Annotated in this window: 22 protein-coding genes and 1 pseudogene; 10 read left to right on the plus strand and 13 right to left on the minus strand. The window is 69.7% G+C overall.

The annotated features are described in order from the left end of the window. The 5 genes and pseudogenes from ABZS54_RS07155 to ABZS54_RS07175 form a co-directional block, all read left to right on the plus strand. A partial coding sequence (locus ABZS54_RS07155; RefSeq protein ID WP_355531945.1) for a hypothetical protein occupies positions 1-485 on the plus strand: 485 nt, incomplete at its 5' end. Positions 486-623: 138 nt separating this feature from the next. Continuing rightward, on the plus strand, positions 624-1,157 hold the full coding sequence (locus ABZS54_RS07160; RefSeq protein WP_355531947.1) for a SigE family RNA polymerase sigma factor: 534 nt from the start codon (positions 624-626) through the stop codon (positions 1,155-1,157). Further along, positions 1,154-1,864: a hypothetical protein gene (locus ABZS54_RS07165; RefSeq protein WP_355531949.1), complete on the plus strand. Its 711-nt coding sequence runs from the start codon at positions 1,154-1,156 to the stop codon at positions 1,862-1,864. The genes ABZS54_RS07160 and ABZS54_RS07165 overlap by 4 nt, the downstream gene beginning before the upstream one ends. Before the next feature lie 46 nt (positions 1,865-1,910). Next, positions 1,911-2,144 (plus strand): annotated as a pseudogene (locus ABZS54_RS07170) (EAL domain-containing protein); the annotation flags it as partial. 300 nt (positions 2,145-2,444) lie between these two features. Next, positions 2,445-3,650, plus strand: a complete 1,206-nt coding sequence (locus ABZS54_RS07175; RefSeq protein WP_355531951.1) for a hypothetical protein — start codon at positions 2,445-2,447, stop codon at positions 3,648-3,650. Positions 3,651-3,727: 77 nt separating this feature from the next. Here ABZS54_RS07175 and ABZS54_RS07180 read toward each other — a convergent pair whose 3' ends face one another. Continuing rightward, positions 3,728-4,153, minus strand: a complete 426-nt coding sequence (locus ABZS54_RS07180; RefSeq protein WP_355531953.1) for a VOC family protein — start codon at positions 4,151-4,153, stop codon at positions 3,728-3,730. A gap of 1,085 nt (positions 4,154-5,238) precedes the next feature. Here ABZS54_RS07180 and ABZS54_RS07185 point away from each other — a divergent pair. Next, positions 5,239-5,580, plus strand: coding sequence for a hypothetical protein (locus ABZS54_RS07185; RefSeq protein WP_355531955.1), 342 nt, complete (start codon positions 5,239-5,241; stop codon positions 5,578-5,580). Positions 5,581-5,661: 81 nt separating this feature from the next. Here the strand turns inward: ABZS54_RS07185 and ABZS54_RS07190 are convergent, their stop codons facing one another. Then, positions 5,662-5,856 carry a DUF397 domain-containing protein gene (locus ABZS54_RS07190; RefSeq protein WP_355531957.1) on the minus strand — a complete coding sequence of 65 codons (195 nt, stop codon included), beginning with the start codon at positions 5,854-5,856 and terminating at the stop codon, positions 5,662-5,664. Positions 5,857-5,860: 4 nt separating this feature from the next. Next, entirely contained in the window at positions 5,861-6,676 is an 816-nt protein-coding gene (locus ABZS54_RS07195; RefSeq protein WP_355531959.1) for a Scr1 family TA system antitoxin-like transcriptional regulator, read from the minus strand. Positions 6,677-6,805: 129 nt separating this feature from the next. On the opposite strand from ABZS54_RS07195, the gene ABZS54_RS07200 reads away from it, so the two are divergent. Continuing rightward, positions 6,806-7,030 carry a hypothetical protein gene (locus ABZS54_RS07200; RefSeq protein ID WP_355531961.1) on the plus strand — a complete coding sequence of 75 codons (225 nt, stop codon included), beginning with the start codon at positions 6,806-6,808 and terminating at the stop codon, positions 7,028-7,030. Positions 7,031-7,218: 188 nt separating this feature from the next. Then, positions 7,219-8,409 carry an amidohydrolase family protein gene (locus ABZS54_RS07205; RefSeq protein WP_355531963.1) on the plus strand — a complete coding sequence of 397 codons (1,191 nt, stop codon included), beginning with the start codon at positions 7,219-7,221 and terminating at the stop codon, positions 8,407-8,409. 411 nt (positions 8,410-8,820) lie between these two features. On the opposite strand, the gene ABZS54_RS07210 is transcribed toward ABZS54_RS07205, so the two are convergent. The 4 genes from ABZS54_RS07210 to ABZS54_RS07225 all read right to left on the minus strand — a co-directional run bounded on the left by ABZS54_RS07210 (position 8,821) and on the right by ABZS54_RS07225 (position 12,597). Further along, complete coding sequence (locus tag ABZS54_RS07210) at positions 8,821-10,014, minus strand: DUF2330 domain-containing protein (RefSeq protein ID WP_355531965.1); 1,194 nt, start codon at positions 10,012-10,014, stop codon at positions 8,821-8,823. A gap of 516 nt (positions 10,015-10,530) precedes the next feature. Beyond that, the gene (locus tag ABZS54_RS07215; RefSeq protein WP_355531967.1) at positions 10,531-10,956 is read right to left on the minus strand and encodes a hypothetical protein; all 426 of its coding nucleotides are present in this window, start codon (positions 10,954-10,956) and stop codon (positions 10,531-10,533) included. 208 nt (positions 10,957-11,164) lie between these two features. Continuing rightward, positions 11,165-12,265, minus strand: coding sequence for a hypothetical protein (locus ABZS54_RS07220; protein WP_355531969.1), 1,101 nt, complete (start codon positions 12,263-12,265; stop codon positions 11,165-11,167). Continuing rightward, complete coding sequence (locus ABZS54_RS07225) at positions 12,262-12,597, minus strand: hypothetical protein (RefSeq protein ID WP_355531971.1); 336 nt, start codon at positions 12,595-12,597, stop codon at positions 12,262-12,264. The genes ABZS54_RS07220 and ABZS54_RS07225 overlap by 4 nt, the downstream gene beginning before the upstream one ends. Positions 12,598-12,965: 368 nt before the next feature. On the opposite strand from ABZS54_RS07225, the gene ABZS54_RS07230 reads away from it, so the two are divergent. Together ABZS54_RS07230 and ABZS54_RS07235 are read left to right on the plus strand one after the other, a co-directional pair. Beyond that, positions 12,966-13,946, plus strand: coding sequence for a CehA/McbA family metallohydrolase (locus ABZS54_RS07230; protein ID WP_355531973.1), 981 nt, complete (start codon positions 12,966-12,968; stop codon positions 13,944-13,946). Positions 13,947-14,064: 118 nt separating this feature from the next. Further along, entirely contained in the window at positions 14,065-14,268 is a 204-nt protein-coding gene (locus ABZS54_RS07235) for a hypothetical protein (RefSeq protein ID WP_355531975.1), read from the plus strand. 131 nt (positions 14,269-14,399) lie between these two features. Here ABZS54_RS07235 and mnmA read toward each other — a convergent pair whose 3' ends face one another. The 6 genes from mnmA to ABZS54_RS07265 all read right to left on the minus strand — a co-directional run bounded on the left by mnmA (position 14,400) and on the right by ABZS54_RS07265 (position 21,490). Continuing rightward, positions 14,400-15,512, minus strand: a complete 1,113-nt coding sequence (gene mnmA, locus ABZS54_RS07240; protein ID WP_355531977.1) for a tRNA 2-thiouridine(34) synthase MnmA — start codon at positions 15,510-15,512, stop codon at positions 14,400-14,402. A 174-nt stretch (positions 15,513-15,686) separates the two neighbouring features. Continuing rightward, on the minus strand, positions 15,687-16,874 hold the full coding sequence (locus tag ABZS54_RS07245) for a cysteine desulfurase family protein (protein ID WP_355531979.1): 1,188 nt from the start codon (positions 16,872-16,874) through the stop codon (positions 15,687-15,689). A gap of 367 nt (positions 16,875-17,241) precedes the next feature. Then, positions 17,242-17,916, minus strand: coding sequence for a trimeric intracellular cation channel family protein (locus tag ABZS54_RS07250; RefSeq protein ID WP_355531981.1), 675 nt, complete (start codon positions 17,914-17,916; stop codon positions 17,242-17,244). Positions 17,917-17,952: 36 nt separating this feature from the next. After that, positions 17,953-19,338 (minus strand): ABC transporter ATP-binding protein, encoded by a 1,386-nt coding sequence (locus ABZS54_RS07255; protein WP_355531983.1) that lies wholly within the window; start codon positions 19,336-19,338, stop codon positions 17,953-17,955. A 44-nt stretch (positions 19,339-19,382) separates the two neighbouring features. Further along, positions 19,383-20,483 carry an ABC transporter ATP-binding protein gene (locus tag ABZS54_RS07260; RefSeq protein WP_355531985.1) on the minus strand — a complete coding sequence of 367 codons (1,101 nt, stop codon included), beginning with the start codon at positions 20,481-20,483 and terminating at the stop codon, positions 19,383-19,385. Then, the gene (locus ABZS54_RS07265) at positions 20,483-21,490 is read right to left on the minus strand and encodes an ABC transporter permease (RefSeq protein ID WP_355531987.1); all 1,008 of its coding nucleotides are present in this window, start codon (positions 21,488-21,490) and stop codon (positions 20,483-20,485) included. Before ABZS54_RS07265 ends, ABZS54_RS07260 begins: the two co-directional genes overlap by 1 nt. Positions 21,491-21,571 lie beyond the last annotated feature (81 nt).

The raw sequence follows: 21,571 nt of genomic DNA on the forward strand, positions 1-21,571 counted from the left end.
CGGCCGAGCCGGCCGCCGGGACGCAGCCGGCCCGGGCCACCGCTCCCGCCGCTCCCGTCGCGTCCTCGCCGGCGCGCGTGGTCGACCCCGAGGAGCGGATCGACGTCGGCGGCGGCAACTCCACGTGGCTCACCACGAGCGGCTTCCACTTCGTCCAGGACGCGGCCCAGGGTGCACAGTTCGGTAAGGCCGTGCTCTTCAAGGACTTCCCGGTCGGCACCGTCGACATCCGCGCGTACGCAGGACGAGGGTCCAACCTGTACGCCGGTGCCTACCGAGGCAACGGCGTGGTCGCCCGGGTGACCGTAGAAGTGGCCGGCCGGACGCTGGAGGCGAAGCTGCTGACCCTCGCGGGCTCCCCGGGCTGGTCCGCGTTCTACGTCGACGGCCCCGTGGTGCCCCTCCCGCAGTCGAAGCTCGACCCCCCGTTCACCGCCCCCGTCAAGGTCTACGCGGCGGACGGCACCGTGCTCGCGAGTCTGTAGACCCGCTCGGCCGACTCCTCGCCCAAGCGCGCGGGTTCGCACGATGACGTGCCGGTGCTGCGAGGCGAGCGCTCGCCTCGCAGGACCGGCACGCCGTCCGATCTCCGGCGCAGCCGGGCCATCCTGTTGAGGAATCGCTTGAACACCACGAAGGACGCGGAATTCCGGGACTTCATGACCAGCCGCTGGCCGCACCTGCTGCGGACCGCGTTCCTCCTCACCGGCGGCCACCACCACGACGCCGAGGACCTCGCGCAGAGCACGTTGGCCAGGGTCTACGCGAAATGGGAGCGGGTCCGACGCACCGAGAACATCGACGGCTACGTACGGCAGATCATGGTCAACGTGCACACGGATCGGCATCGACGACGCCGCGTCCGGGAGTGGATCACCGCCCGCGTACCGGACGTTGCCGCCGCCGACCGAACCGTCCGGCTGGCCGACCGCGACGTGCTGCTGACGGCTCTCGCCCGGCTGCCCGCCCGGCAACGCGCCGCGGTGGTGCTGAGCTATTTCGAGGACATGTCGCAGGCGGAGGTCGCGGCGGCCCTCGGGGTCGGGCTGGGCACGGTGAAGAGCCAGGTCTCCCGGGGGCTGGCGAAGCTGCGCCAGGACGGCGCGTTGAACGATTTCCGGGGCACGGACGCGTCGGCGAAGGAAGAAGTCCGGTGAACGAGGAACGTGACGTACTGCGCGCGATGCTCGGCGAATCCGCCGCGCGAACCCCGGTGGGCGCCGCACCGGTCGAGGCGACGATGCGCCGTGGCCGAGCACTGCACAAGCGCCGTCGGGCGGCCGGCCTGGCCGCGACGGTGGTCGCACTCGGCGTGCTGGGCCTGGGCCTGGGCGACGTGTTCGACTCCTCGCCCTCCGCACACCAGTCGGCCGTCGCGCCGGAACAGACCCGCCGACCTCTGCCGCCGCCCACCGTGCAGCCGCTGGTGGTCGCCGCCGAGCAGCGCGTCGACACGGGCTTCCGGCACAGCACGTGGCTCACCTCGAACGGCTACCACTTCGTGTCGAACGCCGCGCCCGCCGGCGCCCAGTACGCAGAGGCGGTCCTGGAGCCGAGGTCCCACCCCGATGGCGTCGATCTGCGCGTGTTCCGAGGCCCCGTCTCGACCCTGTACACCGGCGCGTACCGAGGCGTCGCCCCGGTCGGCCGAGTGTTCGTCACCGTGAACGGTCGGACCCTCGAAGCCCGAACCCTCACTCTCGCCGGAAAGCCCGGCTGGTTCGCGTACTACCTCGAAGTACCCACGGCCGAGACCCACTTCCCGACGACCACACCCGAGACGCCCGACGGCGCCGACGTCTACACCACCGACGGCACACTCCTCACCCACACGTCCTTGTTCGAGCCGACCGTCGACCTGTAACGGGGCTGCGTCGCCCGGAACTGAGCCACGCAGCCTATGCTCGATCGTGCAATTGGCCCACTCGCTGGGCCTGCGCGTGGTCGCCGAGGGCGTCGAGAACGAGGCCACCTACCAGCGCCTGCGCGAACCGGGCTGCGACGCGGCCCAGGGTTGGCTGATGTCCAAGGCGCTCCCCGGCGACGAGGCCACCGCCTGGCTCCTTCGCCACGGCGCAGGCGCGCACGCGACTCCTGCGGCACCGACGGAGCTGCACCACCACCGCCGAGCGGACGTCGGCTGAGCCGCCGGCCGACGACGCGCACCCGGTTGCCGCACCGGCCGCCGGGCTGCACGCCTCGCGTGCCGAACAGGCGGCCCGGCGGCCGGCCCGGTACGGAGTCGGACTGTTCGCGGATGCTCCGGCAACGCCGGTGTGAACTCGGGCGAGACTCGCATACCTCCCACAGGACGGGCCGCCCCCATCGTGGGCAACACCGGGCCGGGCGAACTGCGCGATTCCGGCCGAGGTCCGGTCGTTCGGCGATTGCCCGCACCGGGGTCGCCAATCCGCGCCGACGGGCCGTGCCTACACTCTGGGTCCATGACCTCGACAGCACACACCGCGGCGGACTCGGATCGGGCCACCGAGCACGTCCTCAACTTCGCTTCCGAGTCGGCGGCACGTGCGGCGGCGGAGGAATTGGCGTCGCTGGGACACCTGTTGGTCGCGGTTCGGGTGGCGGATGAGCGGGCGAGGACCTGGGACCGGTTGCCGGCGGGGTGGTGGCAGGTTCGGTCGGTGGCAGCGATCGTCGGGGACTCGGACGACGCGCGGCACTGGGCGTCCGTCCGGATCCTCATCCGGGTCGCGGCCGCGGCGCGGCGGCACGGCGGTTTCGCGAGCGGGGGCGACAACGGGAACTGCGAAAGCATGCTCCGCGGGTTCGACCGCGACGGGTTGGTGTACGAGGCGCCGGTCGGGATGTCGATGCCGAGCGTGGCCGTCGTGCCGTCCTCGGAGGTACCGGTGCCCGGGTGGACGTGCGGCGGGTTCGGCGCCGGTTCGGATCTCGTCGATGCCGTTCGCGCGGTGGCACAAGGGCTGTACGGCGATGCCTCCGGTCTGCCGGAAAGCCTGGATTGGCTGTTCGACGACGACCGTTTCGACTCGCCGTCCGAGCGCGACGCGGAGTTCATGGCCCGTCTGTGCGAAGCCGTGTCGTCCGACGGACAGGCGTGCGACGTCGAGGCCGACGCCGTCGAGTTCGTGGCCGCGTTGGCGGCCGACGACCACGTAGCCGCAGGCGAACGTGCGCACTTTTTGTTCGCGTTGTTGAAATCGGCGACCTCGGCACACGCCTACCAGGTGGACATGATGGACCAGGCCGCCGCGCTCGGGGAGAGCACCGACGAGAGCGCGGACGAGCGTGCGGTACGACTGGCCGTGCAGGCGCAGATCCCCACTCTGCTGGCCCACTGGGACACCGAAGTCGACGCGGGCCGCCTGCTGTTGGCGGCGCTGGCAACTCTGGTGCCCGAGTCCGCAGCCTTCGTCGGGCCCCGGCTCGCGGCGCTCCCGGCTCCGGCCGAAACCCGGCGCGCCGACGTGATCGGGCTCATCCACGCCCTGCTCCACGACGAGCACGTCGCCGACGCGCTCGACGCCGTGGCGCGGTGGGAGGGCGAAACCGCCATTCGCGCCGCAACCGAGGTGGATCGCCGCACGGTGGCCCTGGCCATGCTCGCGGACCTGGTCGTCGAGGAGACGGGCCCGACCACCCACCGCGACGAGGTTCACCACGCCTAGTACCGCAACGGTGTGTTGGCGGCGGACCTGGTAGTCGTCCGGGCCGCATTGAGTGCGTCGAGCCTGTACGTGGGCGCCTATCGCGGCGAGCCGCCGGCCGCCCGCTCCCGTGCCGACACTGCGGCGCGGTCCGCCTGGCTCGCCTCGATGCAGAACTCGTTCCCGGCGGGGTCCGCGACGACCGCCCAACCACGGCCGTTCGGCTTACGCCGGTCGTCCACGAGCACACCGCCGAGCGCGAGCACCCGCTCGACCTCCTCTTCCCGCGAACGCCCGGGCTCCAGGTCCAGGTGCACCCGGTTCTTCAGCGTCTTCGCCTCCGGCACGCGCAAGAACAGCAGCGTCGGCTGCCCGGCGGGTGCCTCCAGCGCGACCTCGTCATCACCGGGCGAGTCGTCCGGGTGCACCGGCAGATCGAGCACCTGCCCCCAGAAGCGGGCAAGTTCGTAGGGCTCGTGCGGCGGGGCGCAGTCGAAGGTGATGTGCCGGATCGTGGATCCCACATGCTCTCCCGAATTCGAAAGGAACCGAACACCACCCACCGAACACCAAAGCGAGCCGCCCGTCTCGGCAATTTCGCCGGACCGACGCCAATCGGCCACACCGTGCCGGGTCGCAGGTCCGCCACCCGGCCACGCGCCCTGCCGCCTGCCGCCTGCCGCCTGCCGCCTGCCGCCTGCCGCCTGCCGCCTGGCCGAAACGGTCGGCGGAGCAGGGACGTTCGTTGGGCTTGGCACGGGGGGCGCCTGGCTCGACAGCCCGAACACGGCGCCGTCCCAACGCCACACCCTCGGCCCCGACCGCATGAAGAAACAGCCTCCCGCCGCCATTGTCGAGCAGTAACCTGCATCATCGGTTGGGATCGGCGGAAGCCGCACGCTCGTACGAACTTTCGCGGATCACCCGGACACCGAATCCAAGGGGGCGAAATTTATTCGTATCACGTAGGGGCGATTCCGTCCCTGGCCACCGGATTGACTGCCGGAGCGGCGGCGATTCCGTGGATTCGCAAGGAAAATCGACTCCAATTGTCCTTCGCGGTGGGCGTGGCCGCGGCAGTGGCCTCTCTCGTATACGCCCTCCTGAACCCGGCGCTTCAGACCGAGCATCTTTCCGCTGAATTCCTCCAGGCAGAGATCGCGAACGGGCGCCTTGCCCTCAGAGCCACATCCGTCATCGCCGGCATCTCGTTCTGCTTGTAGCTCTGGCGGGTCTCCCGGGAGCCGCTGCCCGAGTGGACCGGAGGATCCGATCCCGAGGAGGACTACCAAACCTTCCTCGAAGAGATGAAGAGGGGAAAGTGGCCACCGGAGCGGGCCGCCGCACAGGGCGTGCTCTTCATGGTCGTCCTCGTCGGCCTCTGGATCTTCGCGGTCACCTCGCGATCGTCGACGCTGATCGCCGTACTCAACTGGACGTTCGCTTTCATCGTGGACGACTTTGCGATGAGCGCGAACTATGCAACCGATCGGCGTGTCGCCCCGCCATTTCTGGATGCCGTAAAAATCATCGCCGGCTCACTGGCGACCGTCGTTCTTTTTCTGATCGTCCTATTCCGAGAGTATTCCACTGGGTGGGATGGACCACCTTGGCTTTCACTCTGTTCGTGGCTCTCTCGGCAGTCATCCGGGCCTACGAGCCGCTGGTCAGGGCGGGGATATCCACATTCGGCATTCTCCCGGACGAAGACGACTGGCTATCGGAGGAAGAAATACGATCGCTCGAAGAGAAACTGAGATTTCTGCGGGAACAGAGGGTGCTTACGGAGGAGGAACTACTGGCCAAGCTACGCCTCCTCCCGACGCTCCCCAGGCTCGGTACGCAGACCCACGAAATCGCTCGCGGCGAGGCTGAGCCCTCGGAACCACGCGCCACGGACGGCACCGCCGACACGTCCGACGGAGGAATCGACACCGCGTTCACCGCCTGAAGTCCGCCCGGGGACTCGTGCTCCCCAGGCAGCGATCCGGGCTCCGCCCCCATGAAGTGGGGGGCGGAGCCCGGTGGTTCGTCAGGCCGTGCGCAGGGTGGTCAGCAGGGCCGACCACGAGGCGGGGGCGATGGTGAGGTGGCCGAGGGCGGGGGCCTTGCTGTCGCGGACGGGGACGGCTGCACAGCCGTCGGCGACCTCGACGCAGTTGCCACCGTTGTTGCTGCTGTATGTACTTTTGCGCCAATGCTCGGACGCAGTGGTGTTTGTGATCACGGGCTCACAGTTCCTTCAGCGCGGAAGCAATCAGATCGATTGATCGCGTGGTCGAGAGGGCCTCGGCGGTCAGCAGATCGTAAGTACGGTGAGCCGCCTTCACGTCTGCTGGTTCGGCCATGATCTGCCCTTGCAGAAATCCGTCCACGTAGACCACGTCTGGTCCTTCGTCCAGCGTAAGCGCTGCGAACGGCCCGCCGACCCCCGCGTGGCTCCCCGATTCGTAAGGGATCACCTGAATCACGAAGCGAGGCTGCTCGGCCAGCTCAATCACGCGTTCGAGCTGTGCTCGCGTTACATCACGCCCGCCCCACGTGCGACGCAGTACGTTTTCGTCCAGGACTACACGCAACTCGGGTGGGTCCGCCCGTTCGAATACGCGCTGGCGCTGGAGGCGTGCACTCACTTGCTCGTCCAGATCCTTCAGGTCCAGACGTCCCGCCGCCAGGACTGCCCGCGCGTACCGCTCCGTCTGAAGCAATCCCGGCACGACCTGCACCTCGAACGACCGAATGATCGAAGCAGCCTCCTCCAGTTCCACGAACGGCCTGAACCACGCCGGATACGCGTACCGGATCACCAGCGGCCACAGCCGCTGGAACCGGTCGCCCGTCCCGAAGAGTTCGTCGGCCAACTTCGAGAGGTCCTCCGTCGGCAACCGCTTCGCCGACTCGATCTTGTTGAGCAGCGACGGCGCCATCCAGGCCCGTTTCGCCATCTCGCGCTGAGTCATCCTGATGCGCTCACGCTCGCGCCGGAACTCGGTCGCGTAGAAGGTGAGTACGGACGCCGAGGGGTCCAGCTCGGTGGCAGCGGACACATTGCCCCCAGAAAGGGTTGAAAGCGAACGAAGTCAATCCCCGGCCCCTGCCGATCGTAGACGCCCACCGTCACGCTTGGCGTACAAACAACTGCATTGAGCTTGTATGCCAACGAAAGGCGCATCGACATGAGCCACCACCGCCGGGCGTCCGCCGCATCCCAACTCGCATCCACGGACGGCGAACCGTATCCGGAACCGCCGGGCAGCGGCATCATGATCGCCGTCTACCGGGTGGGCCCGGACGGTACGCAGGTCGTCGTACCGCCCCAACTCCACAAGCGTTCCTCGCGCGATCCGTGGCCGAGCCCGAACCCGCCCTGTACGTGCTCGCCCAACTGCCCGATGCGGTGAGCTGCGCGCGGTGAACCGACCGTCGCCGCAGGGCCGGACGACCGCCGACCGGTCATGGAACCGGCGCGGGCGGGGCCGGGCCACGGACGTCGGGCCCGGCTCTCTTCACTCTCGGCTCTCCCGATTCTCGGGACATTTCCGGCTAGGGTTGCCGTGTCAGGGATCGGCCCGAAGGGACGTGGGATGACATGTTGGTGATCCGTGCCGCACGCGCCTTCGACGGCGAACGGGTTGTCCCCGAACCGGTGTCCGTCTTCGTGGCGGACGGCCGAATCGTCGGGGTGGAGCCCGGCGCAGCCCCCGTTCCGGACGGCTGGCGCTCGGTCGAACACCCCACGGCGACCGTCCTCCCCGGCCTGTTCGACCTGCACAGCCACCTCGGCGGCGACAGTCGAGACGGCGCGCTCGACCGGCTCCCCGACTACTCCCCAGACGAACTCGACGCCGTGATCGACGATTCGCTGCGGCGCGAACTGGCCGCCGGGGTGACCGTGGTGCGCGATCTCGGCGACCGCGACTGGTCGGTGTTGCGGCGCCGGGATCGGGTGGTCGACGGCCTGCCCGCGCCGGCGATCCTGGCCGCCGGGCCGCCGATCACCAGTGCCAAGGGGCACTGTTGGCGGTTCGGCAGCGAAGCGGTCGGCGCCGACCAACTGCGCGCGACCGTGCGGGAGCGGGCCGAGCGCGGTGCGGACGTGGTCAAGGTAATGGCCAGCGGCGGCACGATGACCCCGGGTACCGACGTGATGCGCTGTCAGTTCACCCTGGCCGAACTGCGCCTGATCGTGGACGAGGCACACGCCGCCGGGTTGCCGGTGACGGTGCACGCACACAACCTGCCCGCCGTCGAACAGGCCCTCGCCGCGCATGCCGACGGCATCGAGCACTGCACCTGCCTGACCGACCGGGGCGTCGAGATCTCCGACGACCTGCTGCACCGGCTCGCAGCGCGGCGGGTCGCCGTGTGTCCCACACTCGGCACGGACCCGGACGCGCTCCCGCCGCCGGCCGTACGGCAGTTGCTGGAGCACTTCGGAGCGACCCGGGAGGTCCGGCTCGCCCACGCGGCCCGCGCACACCGGGCCGGGGTCCGCATCGTCTCCGGAGCCGACTCGGGGATCAGCGCCGCCAAGCCGCACGGCAGCCTGCCGGTGGCCATCGCCGATCTGGTCGCCGGCGGCGTCCCGGCCGCCGAAGCCCTCGCGTCGGCCACCTCCGTCGCCGCCGACGCGGTCGGCCTCGGCGGGCGCAAGGGTCGACTCCGGGCCGGCCACGACGCCGACCTCCTACTGTGCGACGGCGACCCACTCGACCGCATCGAGACACTCACCGCCGTCACGGCGGTCATGATCGGCGGCACCTGGGCGAATCTCGCCTGAGCCGCTATCGCGACCGACGTCCGTTCGCCTCCTGGCGCAGCCTCGTGGCCAGGGCCACGAAAACCGACCGATTCCGGACCGCCTCCACGGGGAGCGTGGCCCATGGTTTCCGTCGCCGCGCCGATGGATCTCCAGCCGGCCCTGTTTCACCGCGACCCGATCGACCTCGCGAAGAGCGGAAAACCGGCCGAAGCATCGGTTGCACAATTGACCCATCCCGCGCTCTCGGCCGGAACGGGCCTCCCGCCTCGTGGGCTGAGCCGCGTCGTGCGATGCCGCGCCTCGGCCGTTCCAGGGGAGCGGCGGGGTGCGACGACGCGTACCCAGCGGGGAGCCCGACGAGCCAATGCCCGGCAGCCGCCGGTTCGCCAAGCTCCGCCGCGCAGGACGCCCGGCGCCGCAGGCGGTGGATCAGCTCGGCGCGTACGTCGGGCGCGGCGGGATCGGCCCGGGTGCGATCGGTGGCCGGCGGCGGGCGATGCGACGTCGCCGCCATACGAGGACCGCGACGAGCAGCACGACGAGCGCACCGAGTACCGACAGGAGCCAGACCGGGATGCCGGCGACGGTCAGCAACTCGTCACGGTAGTCGGCCCGTTGATAGCCGTCGTCCCGTGCCGTCGGATGCAGTTCGTGGTCGTCGACGATGCGTGCCGGAGTCGGGAAGTTCTGGTCGATCGCGGTCAGGAAGGCCGGCTTGCCGTCGATCGGGGCCAACCGGTCCGCGATACCCGTCGACTGCCCCGGGCCCGCCGATCGCCCGGTGTCCGGCCGGCCCGCGTACAGCACCTCCGGCGGCGCGCCGCCGATGTCCGAGCGCGGCTGCATCCGGTGGGCGGCGACCACGTACAGCCGCAAGTGCTGCGGCACCTTGGCCAGTTGGGACAGGCGCATCGGATAGACGAGGCGCTCCGAGGCGAAGCTCAGGTGCAGCGGATCCAGGCTGCCGCGCAGCGTGGTCGGCCGAGCGCCGCCGCCGGCGGGCGCCTCGGGCGCGAGCCGGATCGCCACGTACTCCCAGTGTTGCCGCACGTACGGCTCCAGCGCGGTCGTGAGCGCGGCAGGCAGATGGAAGCCGTTCTGGGTGAGCCAACTACCCAAGACCTGCGGGTTGTCGGCCGCGAGACGAGCGACATCGAACGGGCCCAACCGCTCACGCCCGACCACCTCGACCCCACCGGCTCCCGGCGGCGCACCGGCGCGAGCGGACTTTTCACCGCCGCCCGAATCCCCGGAGAAGGGCCAGTCACCCGACTTCGGCCAAAAGTAGTGCCGAACCCGCTCGACGGGTGCCACCACGTGCTCCAACTCGTCGAACATCGCGCTGTTCCCGAGCGTCACGCTCGCCCGCGACGGCACAGGCATGATCCACGCCGCCTGCTCCGCGTCCCCCGACACGGTCAGTTGCATGTCGATCTCCTCGACGCGCCCGTCCCAGCGCACCACGGACGTCTCCTGCCCCACCGTCAGCGTCCGCCCACCCGCGGGCACCGCCGCCCCACACCCACAAGCCCACGCGGGCTGCGCCACCATCAGCACCTGAATCGACACCACCGCCAACAACAACCGCAGCACCCGATCCCACCAGGCCCCCCGTACACCCATCACGCACGCACCATCCCCATCGCCGCACAGCCGAACACCTCTGCGACGCAACACCGGCCAATCCGGTTCCACGCCACGCAAAGCGCAAGAGGCGAGGGCGCGGGACGCGGAGCCGGAGGAGACGGGAGGCGGGCCGCCGGAAGCCGGACGCGGGACGCGAAGGCGAAGCCGGACGCGGGACGCCCAGCGTGAAGACGGAGGCGCTCAGGGGTTGGAGGGCAGGGGGTTGGGGGGTAGGCGGGGGCGGAGTCGGGGGGTGTATTCGACAACTTTTGGATGGGCGGGATCAACTTTCGATACTGCCGTGTCCCTGTCGGGGCCGGCATCGTCGGTGGCGCCTAGACAGCCCGCACGGTGCCGAAGGCGGTGCGGGCAGCGCCGTGCGGGCACCCATCGGCCCCCGGGTACACCCCCGGCTCGGGGGCCGACCCCCGGGACCGACGAGGGTGGCAGCGCCCCCACCGGCGCCTACCCGACGGGCGCCGCAGCGTGTGGGGCGCGGCCCCCCACCCATCCTCACCCGCCGCCGCAGACCCGCTCCCGCGTAGCCGCGTCAACGGCGGCGGGCAGGCCGCCCTCGCCTACCTGCGGACTCGCCAACGTGCCCGGCGCGGGCGGCCTCTCGTCCAAGCGGAGATACACCTCCCGGCCCCATGGGCGATCCCCGGCGCGGACGTACACAGCGCCCCACACCTCGTACGTACGCACCGCCTCTCGTCCCTTCACGAACACGAAGGTGACCGGCTCGTCGTCGCTGCTGCGAGGCAGCCGTACCGACTCGCCGTACTGCCGCACCATGGCGTCCTCCGCGGCGCCCAGATGGACGGCGTCCCAGGCGAAGTCCGTCACATCACGCAGCCGCAGCACCCCATCCCGACAGATGTCCCGCTGCGCCCGCTGCTGGAAGGAACGCTCGTCCTCCTGCCGAAACACCTCCGACACAAGGGATCGAAAACTCCCCGATACCGCATACAGCCCGCCCACCAGCACAAACGGCGTGATCAACACTCCGATCAGGCACCCCAGAAGGGGAGACTTCCAATCGATCGGCTCCCCAACCTCTTCGGCGGCCTCGTCGACCTCCCCAGCTTCCCCACCCTCCTCGACCCCACCGACTCCACCAACCCCGGAATCCGCGTCGTCCACCTCCTCAAACATCGAACGACTCCGTCTTGCCTTTTCGATCCGCTTCCCAAGTGCGACCGGGTGGTACGTAGTCGCTGTAGGTAAGTTGCCCATCGACCCCGACCACCACGGTCTGCCCGTTGCGCACGGCGTGTTCGACCATGTCCGCCAGCTCTTCGGTGGACTTGCCGTTCGCTTCGACGGCGACCCTTCGACCGACCTCGTTGTTGAAGAGGTCCATCGACTCCGCGGTGCGCTTGAGTGGATCCGGGTCCGGGCCCATCTCGTGCGCCGTCGTGTACCGCGCGGTCCATTCGGGCCCGAAATTCCGGACCAACAACGCGTTCCAATACGTGTGTCGAAACGCGTCGGCATGGCCCTCCAGCTCACCCTGGCCGGGGAATCGCTTGCGGCACTCCTCCCACGCCTGATTGCCGATCAGCATGTACAGGGCCCGTTCCTCGGTGGAGAGTTCGAGCAGCATGGCCTGCTCGGACGCGGGCCGCCGGTCGTTGAGATGGGGGATGCGACTCTCGATCGGGTTGGGCGCGAAGTCGACCAACTCCTGGTCACCGACCTGATATTGCGTGGCGATCTCGCTCAAGGGCACCCGCATGGTGCGTTCGAGCGCGTAGTCGGCCTCGACGGCCTTGCCCCGCGCGTCCGCGAGCAATCGGTTGAACTCCTCGGCCAGACCCGAGCGTTGTGCCATCTCGGCGTCGGTCAGCCGGCTCGTCGGACCGCAGTCGTAGGACTGCGGGATGAGCAGCTCCGGCCGCATGGCGGACTGCTCGACCAGGACGGGTTCCATCCCCAACTGCGCGGCGATCTCCAGACAGCGACCGGCGGTCGCCTGGGCTGCGGCAAGCGTGTCGGCATAGCCGTACAGGGCCTGCACAATGACCCCGACGCGATCGGAGAGCTCGGTCAACCGGGCGCGCCGGAGACCCAGTTCGGCCCGCAATCCCTCGGCGGCCGCCCCCTGCCATGTGGCCGAGGTCTGTTCCACGACTCGGCCCAGCGTCTCATTGGCGCGGCCTGCGCCCATGCAGTTGAGAAGAAGGTTGCCGGCGCCGGTGCGCACGGACATCGGGTCGCCGGGGATGAGGGCCCGGACGTCGTTCACTGGCCCTCGAACATCGCCGCGATCCGGGACCGCGCGGGCGCGGGCGGGATCGCGAATGAATCCTTGTTCCGAATCTCCGTCGAGGTGTACTGCGCCGCGTTCGCCCCCAGCCCGCGACGCGCGCTCTCGACCTGCTCGGCAACAGTCGCATACGCCTTCGCCACGTACTCGAAGGCTCGCTCGGTGGTGGCGGCGGATATGGCCGAGTAAGTGTCGGGATGTGGCATCCGACCCACCAGATCGCCACTCGACCGTAACGCCCCCACCACTTCGCCCAGTTGTAATCCGGCCTGGGCCAACTGCTCGGCATCGACCTCGAAAGCTTGGGACATTCTTTCCTCCCCCATGGTTGGTTCACCAATCAGGAGAAAAGCTAGCGGCCCAACCCCACGGCCGGGAAGGACGCACGGCAACGGCACCCCCACAACGCGCGCTCACCCGCTGATGGCTTGGCCATAAACACGAGCTGGATCGCCCCCAATTCCCAACCCCGGCCACCCCCCCCCCGGCGTGTCAGCGCCCCCGACCCGCGCCCACCCAAGTGATCGAGCGCCAATGAAGGGTGACTAACTGATCGTTTCAGAATGAGGATTTGACCTTGATGTCTCGGCGGGGGCGGCGCCCGGTGGTGTCGCGGAACCGGTTGCTCTGCCTGGACGTTCGCTCGACAGACCTTTGATGGAGGAGAGCCTTGTCGAGTTTGAGCTTCCCGCCGCTACGGGCGTTGGGACGCGGGGCGGGCTGGTACCGCGGGGACTGCCACGTCCACTCCATTCACTCGGACGGAGAACTCGCTCCCGAAGAGTTGGCACTGCGGGCACGGGTTGCCGGCCTCGACTTCATCGCGACGACAGAGCACAACTCTGCCGCGACACCCGATGTATGGGCGCATCTGGCTGCCGATGACTTCTTGATAGTGCTGGGTGAGGAAGTCACCACGAAGACCGGGCACTGGCTTGCCCTCGGCATTGGCCCCGGTCAGGTCATCGACTGGAACCACCAGGTCAGGGACGGACTGATCGATCGGTGTCTGCATCAGGTCCAGCGAGTGGGAGGCCTGTGCGTGGCCGCGCATCCGCACACGCCCTATCCGTCGGGCGACTTCATGTTCCCCTTCCGGGGCTTCGACGTGGTGGAGGTGTGGAACGGGCAGTGGACTTCGGACCGGCCTTGGAACGCCGACAACGAGGCTGCCCTGGCCGAGTGGGGACGGAGCCTCGCAGCCGATATCCGGACGGGCTCCTGGCGGCCGGCGATGGGCAACAGCGACACGCATCTGGAGGGTCAGATCGGCATCCCGCACACCGTGGTCTTCGCCGAGGAGCTGAGTACCCGGGCGATCCTTGCCGGGATCCGCTCAGGGCGCAGTTGGATCGCCGAGTCGGCGGAGGTGGAAGTGTCGTTCACCGCCGGCGTCGACGGTCGCATCGCCGGGGTGGGCGAACAGCTCGCAACTCGTGGTGGGCGGGTCGAAGTGCGGGCAGCAGTACTTGGCGTGCCGGCGGCGACCGTCAGTTTCCACACCGATGGAGGGAAGGTCCATCGCGTGTCGCTTCCCGGTGACGCAGCAGGTGCGGTGCAGTGGTACACGACGGCGGAGGACTCGGCGTTCGTCCGCATCGAGGTCCGCCATCCCAACGGGCACGTCGCCGCACTCACCAACCCGATCGTCCTGACCTGACCAATCGCCTCAACATGCCGGAGCCGAGCGGCAGCGTGCTCCGACTTCGGAGGACCGCTACGCGTCGACCAGGTGGAAGCGGCTTCGGGCTGCGTTCATCTACGCGAACCCGTGGTGTGTGCTCTGCGCTCAACCCGCCGTTGTCGCCGACCACTTCCCGCTCAGCCGGCGGCAGCTCATCGACCAGGGCGCGACCGACCCCGACGCACCCGAGCGTCTGCGTCCGCTGTGCGTGCGCTGCCACAACCGCGAGACGGCACGACATCAGCCGCGCGGCTTCGCTGCCGAGCGTCGTTCCGAGCGTGAGTCCGGGCTGAGCTGAGCGCGCTGCCCAGGCGGGGATCCCTGCCGGGGCCTCATCAGTCGGCAGGAAGGGGACTTTCCCGTGCTCCGCGTTGTACCGGGTCAAGCCGCCGAGCCGACCCCCACGTACGCCGCCCCCGCGACCTCGCCCTACGCCGTCCCGTCGATCGTCGCCGACCCGATGACGCGCGTCCCGTCGTACAGGACGACCGCCTGCCCCCGGGCGATGCCTCGGATCGGCTCGGCCAGTCGGACGCGGACCTCGTCGCCGATCGCCTCCGCGATCGCCGGGGTCTCCTCGCCGTGCGCTCGGACCTGGGCCGTGCAGGCCACCTCGCCGACCGGGGCCGGACCGCACCACCTCGGGCGGATGCCGACCAAGCGGTCCACGTCCAGCGCCTCGACCGGGCCGACCGTGACGGTGTTGCTCACCGGCGAGATGTCCAGCACGTACCGGGGCTTGCCGTCCGCCGCCGGCCGGCCGATCCGCAGGCCCTTGCGCTGGCCGATCGTGTACGCGTACGCACCGTCGTGCTCGCCGAGCTTGGTGCCCGTCGCGTCCACGATGTCGCCGCGCTCGGTGCCCAGGTGCTTGGCCAGGAAGCCCTGGGTGTCGCCGTCGGCGATGAAGCAGATGTCGTGGCTGTCCGGCTTCTGTGCGACCGCGAGGTCCCGCCGCTCGGCCTCCGCCCGCACGTCGCCCTTGGTGTCGCCGCCGAGCGGGAACATCGCGTGCGCGAGCTGCTCGGTATCGAGCACGCCCAGCACATACGACTGGTCCTTGCCCATGTCGACCGAGCGGTGCAGCTCGCGCGAGCCGTCCGGGTGCTCGACGACCTGCGCGTAGTGCCCGGTGCACACCGCGTCGAAGCCGAGCCCGAGCGCCTTGTCGAGCAGCGCCGCGAACTTGATCTTCTCGTTGCAGCGCAGGCACGGGTTCGGCGTGCGCCCGGCCTTGTACTCGGCCACGAAGTCGTCCATGACGTCCTCGCGGAAGCGCTCGGCCATGTCCCACACATAGAACGGAATGCCGATCACGTCCGCGGCCCGCCGCGCGTCCCGGGAATCCTCGATCGTGCAACAACCGCGGGCACCCTCACGCAGCGTCGCGGGTTTCGCCGAGAGCGCGAGGTGGACACCGACCACGTCGTGTCCGGCCTCGACCGCTCGGGCGGCGGCAACGGCGGAGTCGACCCCGCCGGACATGGCGGCGAGCACCCGAAGGCGGCGGCCGTTGGCAGGGGGAAGCGTGTAATCAGACATGGCGCCTCAAGAGTACGTGGTCACCCCGCCGACCCCCGAGGGGATTACCCGAGCCGAACACGACCCGCCGATCGGCCCGATCCCAAGGAACCACCGGCCCCGCCCCGAAGGATCACCCGAACCGAATCCGCACCCGATCCCAGCCCCAGTCCCCGGCCCCACCCAAAGCGTGCCCTACCGGCGCGCCGCCACCGACCCCGCCGATCGGGCCCGGGTGACCACCGGCAGGATCGCCTCGGCCAGCTCGGTGACCTCGGCCTCGGTCGTGGTGTGCCCCAGGCTGAACCGCAGCGAGCCGCGGGCCCGGGCGCTGTCCGCGCCCATCGCGAGCAGTACGTGGCTCGGCTGGGCGACACCCGCCGAGCAGGCCGACCCGGTCGAGCACTCGATCCCGCGCGCGTCGAGCAGCAGCAGCAGCGAGTCGCCCTCGCAGCCCGGGAAGGAGAAGTGCGCGTTGCCCGGCAATCGGTGCGCCGGGTCGAGCCGCCGATCTCCGTTGAGCTGCGCGTCCGGCACCGCCGCCACGATCCGCCGCACCAACTCGTCCCGCAGCGCGCCCACCCGCCGCGCGTACTGTGTCTGTTCGCGCACCGACTCCTCGGCCGCCACGGCAAGCGCGGCGATCGACGCGGCGTCCAGCGTTCCCGAGCGCACGTCGCGCTCCTGGCCGCCGCCGTGCAGCACCGGCACCGGCGTGATACCGCGCCCGAGCACGAGCGCGCCGCAGTTCCCCGGGCCGCCCAGCTTGTGTCCGGTGACCGTCATCGCATCCAGGCCGGCCGCCGAGAAGTCGACCGGAATCTGGCCGACCGCCTGAACCGCGTCGGAGTGGAACGGGATGCCGAACTCGTGCGCGATCTCGACCAGCTCGGCGATCGGTTCGACCGTGCCGACCTCATTGTTGGCCCACATCACCGACACCAGCGCCACCGACGCCGGATCGCGTTCGATGGCCACCCGCAGAGTGTCCGGCTGCACCCGCCCGTCGGTGTCCACGTCGAGCCACTCGACCTCCGCGCCCTCGGCCGACTCCAGCCACAGCACGGGGTCGAGCACGGCGTGGTGCTCCACCGGACTGACGAGTATCCGCCGCCGCGCCGGGTCCGCCGCGACCCGCGACCAGTAGATCCCCTTGACCGCGAGATTGTCTGCCTCGGTGCCGCCGGCGGTGAAGACGATCTCGCTCGGTCGCGCACCCAGCGCATGGGCCAGCGACTCGCGGGACTCCTCCACCGTGCGGCGCGCGCGTCGCCCGGACGCGTGCAGCGAGGACGGGTTCCCGAGTCGGGCAAGCTGTACGGTCATCGCCCGGATTGCCGAAAGGCGCATCGGGGTGGTCGCCGCGTGATCGAAGTAGGCCATCGCACTGCGCAGCTTAGTCGGGTACGCGCGGGCGCCGGCGCGGACGGCCGTACACCCGTCCGTAACGCGGCCCTCCGGGCACGAATCGGCCGAGCCACAAGCGCCGGGACGGCAGCACCGCGCTCACGTACGCGACGATTCGCCGGCGCAGGCGCCCGTCCTTCGGATCCGGTTGTCCCGGCTCTGGTGGTCGTAGGTCAACGGCTGCCGGGTCTCCCACACATCCCGGTGCAACGCGCGCCGAGGCGGATCGGGCACGGTCCACCCTTATGAGTGGCGCATTGCGCCTGCCGGCCGACGACGAAGGCCGGTGCTGCGGGCCGGCGAAGTCGCCGGAAGAGGGTCGGTACGAGCGCATGCCGCCGGCTCACTGCTCCTCGGCGCTGGTGCCCGAGTTCCGGCGCCACGCGCGCGGCGCCCGCCACCCGCGCCGGAGCGCGAGCACCCGGAGCAGGAACGCGAAGGTCACCGCCGCCGTCGCGGTGACCGGCCCGAACAGGTCGAACTCGATCAGCGCGGCGGTGATGCCCGCGCCGAGCAGCGCCGGGAAGGTGTAGATCTCCCGGTCCCAGCGCAGCAGCGTGGGCACTTCGCGCGCCAGCACATCGCGCATCGCGCCGCCGCCGACGGCGGTGGTCACCCCGAGCGCGGCGGCCGGGATCGGATTCAGGCCGTACGCGTACGCCTTCGCGGTGCCGGTCACGCAGAACAGGCCGAGCCCGGCCGCGTCCAGCACGTCGATCGCCGACATGATGCGCTCGACTTGGGGGTGCAGGAAGAAAACCAGGCCCGCGGCGAGCAGTGGAGTGGAGAAGTAGCCGAGATCGGTGAAGGCCGCCGGTGGCACCGACCCGATGATCACATCGCGTATCACCCCGCCGCCGAGGGCGGTGACCTCGGCGAGCAGGGTGATCCCGATGACGTCGAAGTTCTTCCGGACGGCCATCAGCGCGCCGGCGGCCGCGAACACGAAGATGCCGATCAGGTCCAGGACCTGTTGCAGCGTGTGGTGGAAGATCTCGGGCGGCACCTCGGGCGACATAACGGATGTTCTACACCGCCGGGTACGGCCCGTTACTCACGGGGCAGATGTGGGCGGTGTGTCCTCCCGATCGGGCTTTCCATCCGGCTTCCCGTCGGCCTTCGCGTCGGTCCTGCCCTCGGCATTCCCGTCGGCCTTCTGCTCGACCTCCGGCGCGGTCTCCGGCTCGGCCTCCACGGCCTCGGGGGCCGCGTCCGTCGAAGGTGCCTCCGTCGCCGGCGCGTCCTTCGAGAGCGCGTCCTTCGAAGGCGCGTCCGCCGCCGGCTTCACCAGCTCCACCACCTCGACCGCGCCCTCCCCCGCAGGCACGTTCTCCGGGAAGTGGCAGGCCACCTGGTGCCGTCCGGCGATCTCGGTCAGCGGTGGCTCCTGGGTCTTGCAGATGTCCCGCACCTTCCAGCACCGGGTGTGGAACCGGCAGGCCGGCGGCGGGTCCATCGGACTGGGCACGTCGCCCTTGAGCAGGATGCGATCGCGGATCTCGCGCCGGGCCGGGTCCGGCACCGGGACGGCGGACATCAGGGCGACCGTGTACGGGTGCTTGGGCGAGGAGTAGAGGTCCTCGCGGTCCGCGATCTCGACGATCTTGCCGAGGTACATCACCGCGACCCGGTCGCTGGTGTGCCGGACCACCGACAGGTCGTGCGCGATGATCAGGTAGGTCAGCCCGAACTCGCTCTGTAGGTCGTCCAGCAGGTTGACCACCTGCGCCTGGATGGACACGTCCAGCGCGGACACCGGCTCGTCGGCGACCACCAGCTTGGGTCGCAACGCCAACGCGCGCGCGATGCCGATCCGCTGGCGCTGGCCGCCGGAGAATTCGTGCGGGTAGCGGTTGTAGTGCTCGGGGCTGAGCCCGACCAGTTCCAAAAGCTCCTGCACGGCCTTCTTGATGCCGCCCTCGGGGGTGACCTTCTGCAACCGGAACGGCAGCCCGACGATGGTGCCGACGGTGTGCCGGGGGTTCAGCGAGGACTGCGGGTCCTGGAAGATCATCTGGAAGTCGCGCCGCAGCGGCCGCAGTTGACCGCGAGAGAGTCCGGTGATGTCGCGCCCGCCGAACTCGATGGTGCCCTCGGTGGGCTCCAGCAGCCGCATCACCATCCGCCCGGTGGTCGACTTGCCACAGCCCGACTCGCCCACCAGACCCAGCGTCTCGCCCTCGCGGATGTCGAAGTCGAGACCGTCCACGGCCTTGACCGCGCCTGCTCGGCGCCGGGTGACCCCGGACCGGATCGGGAAATGTTTGCGCAGCCCGCGCACGCGCACCAGCACGTCCCGCTCCCGCACGGCCGGGGAATCGGCGGCCGCCTCGGCGGCCTGCGCAGCTTTCACGTCGTCTCCCGCTCGGGCGCCCTCGGTCACTTCAGCGTTCCCGTTCCCTTTGTTTCCGGCCGTGCCACCGGCCGTGTGCCCGTCCATGTGACCGGCCGTGTGCCCGTTCGCTTTCACGTTCGCCGTCTCGCTCACAGGCGCGGCCTGATGTCCTCGGTCCAGATCCGCTCGCGCTCCTGGATGTCCAGGTGGCATGCGGTCCGGTGGCCCGGCTCGATCTCGAGCAGTCGGGGGACCTCGGTCTTCTCGCGCCCGTCGTTGTGGTCCGCGTACGGGCAGCGGGTGCGGAACGCGCAGCCCGAGGGCAGCGAGATCAGGCTCGGCGGGCTGCCCTTGATCGGCATCAGCCGGTCCTGGCGGTCCCGGTCGAGCCGGGTCAGCGAGCCCAACAGGCCCCACGTGTAGGGGTGTCGGGGCTGCTCGAACAGGGTCCGCGAGGGGCCGTGCTCGACCGCCCGACCGGCGTACATCACCAGCACGTCGTCGGCGAGCTCGGCGACCACACCCAGGTCGTGCGTGATCATCACCACCGCGGAGTTGAACTCCCGCTGCAGGTCCCGGATCAGGTCCAGGATCTGGGCCTGCACGGTGACGTCCAGCGCGGTGGTCGGCTCGTCCGCGATCAACAGTTCCGGGTCGCAGCTGAGCGCCATCGCGATCATCGCGCGCTGGCGCATGCCGCCGGAGAACTGGTGCGGATAGTCGTCCACGCGCCGGTCGGGACGCGGGATGCCGACCCGGCCGAGCAGGTCGATCGCGTGCGTGCGGGCCTGCTTGGCGGAAACCTCGTTGTGCACCTGGTAGGCCTCGATGATCTGGTGGCCCACTGTGTAGTACGGGTGCATCGAGGACATCGGGTCCTGGAAGATCATCGCCATTCGACGGCCGCGCATCAGCCGGACCTGCTCGGGCGTCGAGCGCACCAACTCCTGTCCGTCCAGCCAGATTTCGCCGCCTATTCGGGCGCTGGTGTTGCCGTGCAGGCCCATGATCGCCAGCGAGGTGACGCTCTTGCCGGAGCCGGATTCGCCGACGATGCCCAGGGTGCGCCCGCGCCGGAGCGAGAAGTCCACCCCGTCGACGCTGCGCACCAAGCCGTCGTCGGTGGGGAAGTGCACGGTGAGACCGCGCACTTCCAGGAAGTTGTCGGCCTCCGGCGGCGGGCCGGCCGGGGCGAGCTCGGGTATATCGGCCGCGGTGTCCCGCTTGCGGCGCGGTAGCAATCTGGGCATCAGGTCCTCACCCGGGGATCGACGACCGCGTAGAGCAGGTCCACGACGAGGTTGGCCAGGATCACGAAGATGGCGGCGATCATCGTCACGCCGAGCACTTCGGGCAGATCCTGTTGCGTGATCGCCTCGACGGCGAACTTGCCGATTCCGTCGAGCGAATAGACCTGTTCGGTCAGGATCGCGCCGCCCAGGAGCAGGCCGACGTCCATGCCGAAGATGGTCAGGATCGGCGTGAGCGCCGCGCGCAGCCCGTGTTTGACGATGACGTCCCGTTCGCGCAGGCCCTTGGCCCGCGCGGTGCGGATGTAGTCCTCGCTCATCGTTTCGAGCATGCCGGCGCGGGTGAGTCGGGCGTACAGCGCCGCGTACAGGAACGCCAGGGTCAGCCAGGGCAGGATCAGGTTCCAGGCCCAGCTGCCGGGATTGTCGAAGAACGGCACGTAGTGCACGCCCTTGAAGATCGGCCATTGATAACTGAACAACGCCAGTGCCACCAGGCCGGTGAAGAACGGTGGCAGGGACACTCCCGCGAGCGCGAAGCCCATCGAGAAGCGGTCCCAGAGGCTGCCGCGTTTGAGCGCCGAGATCACCCCGATCGACACGCCCGCGAGCAGCCAGATCACCGCGGCGCCCGCGGCCAGCGACAGCGTGACCGGGATCCGGTCCTGCAACCGCGGCCACACCTCCAGGTTGTTGCGGAAGGAGAAGCCCAGGCACGGCGGCGCACAGTGCACCTTGCGTACGCCGGTGTCGTAGTCCTTGCCGGCGATCATGCCCTTGACGAATTTGCCGTACTGCTCGGGCACCGACTTGTCCAGCCCGAGACTGTGCTTTACCTGCGAAATCGCCTGCGGGCTGGGCGATTTGCCGACATACCGCGCGGCGAGTTGGTCGCTTGTGGCGCCTCCCAGACGCGGAATGAGGAAGAAGATGGCGAAGACCGCCATGGTGACGATCAACAGGAGCACCACCGCTCCCGCCAGTCGCCTGAGCAGATAGAAAATCATGAGCCGGCGACCCGGTCCGGTGCGGGGAGCGGGATCACCACTCCCCGCACCGGAACTGACGGGCCTTCACCTCTCCTTCGG

This window comes from Embleya sp. NPDC005575 (assembly GCF_040605455.1).
In the GTDB taxonomy this organism is placed as follows: Bacteria; Actinomycetota; Actinomycetes; order Streptomycetales; family Streptomycetaceae; genus Embleya.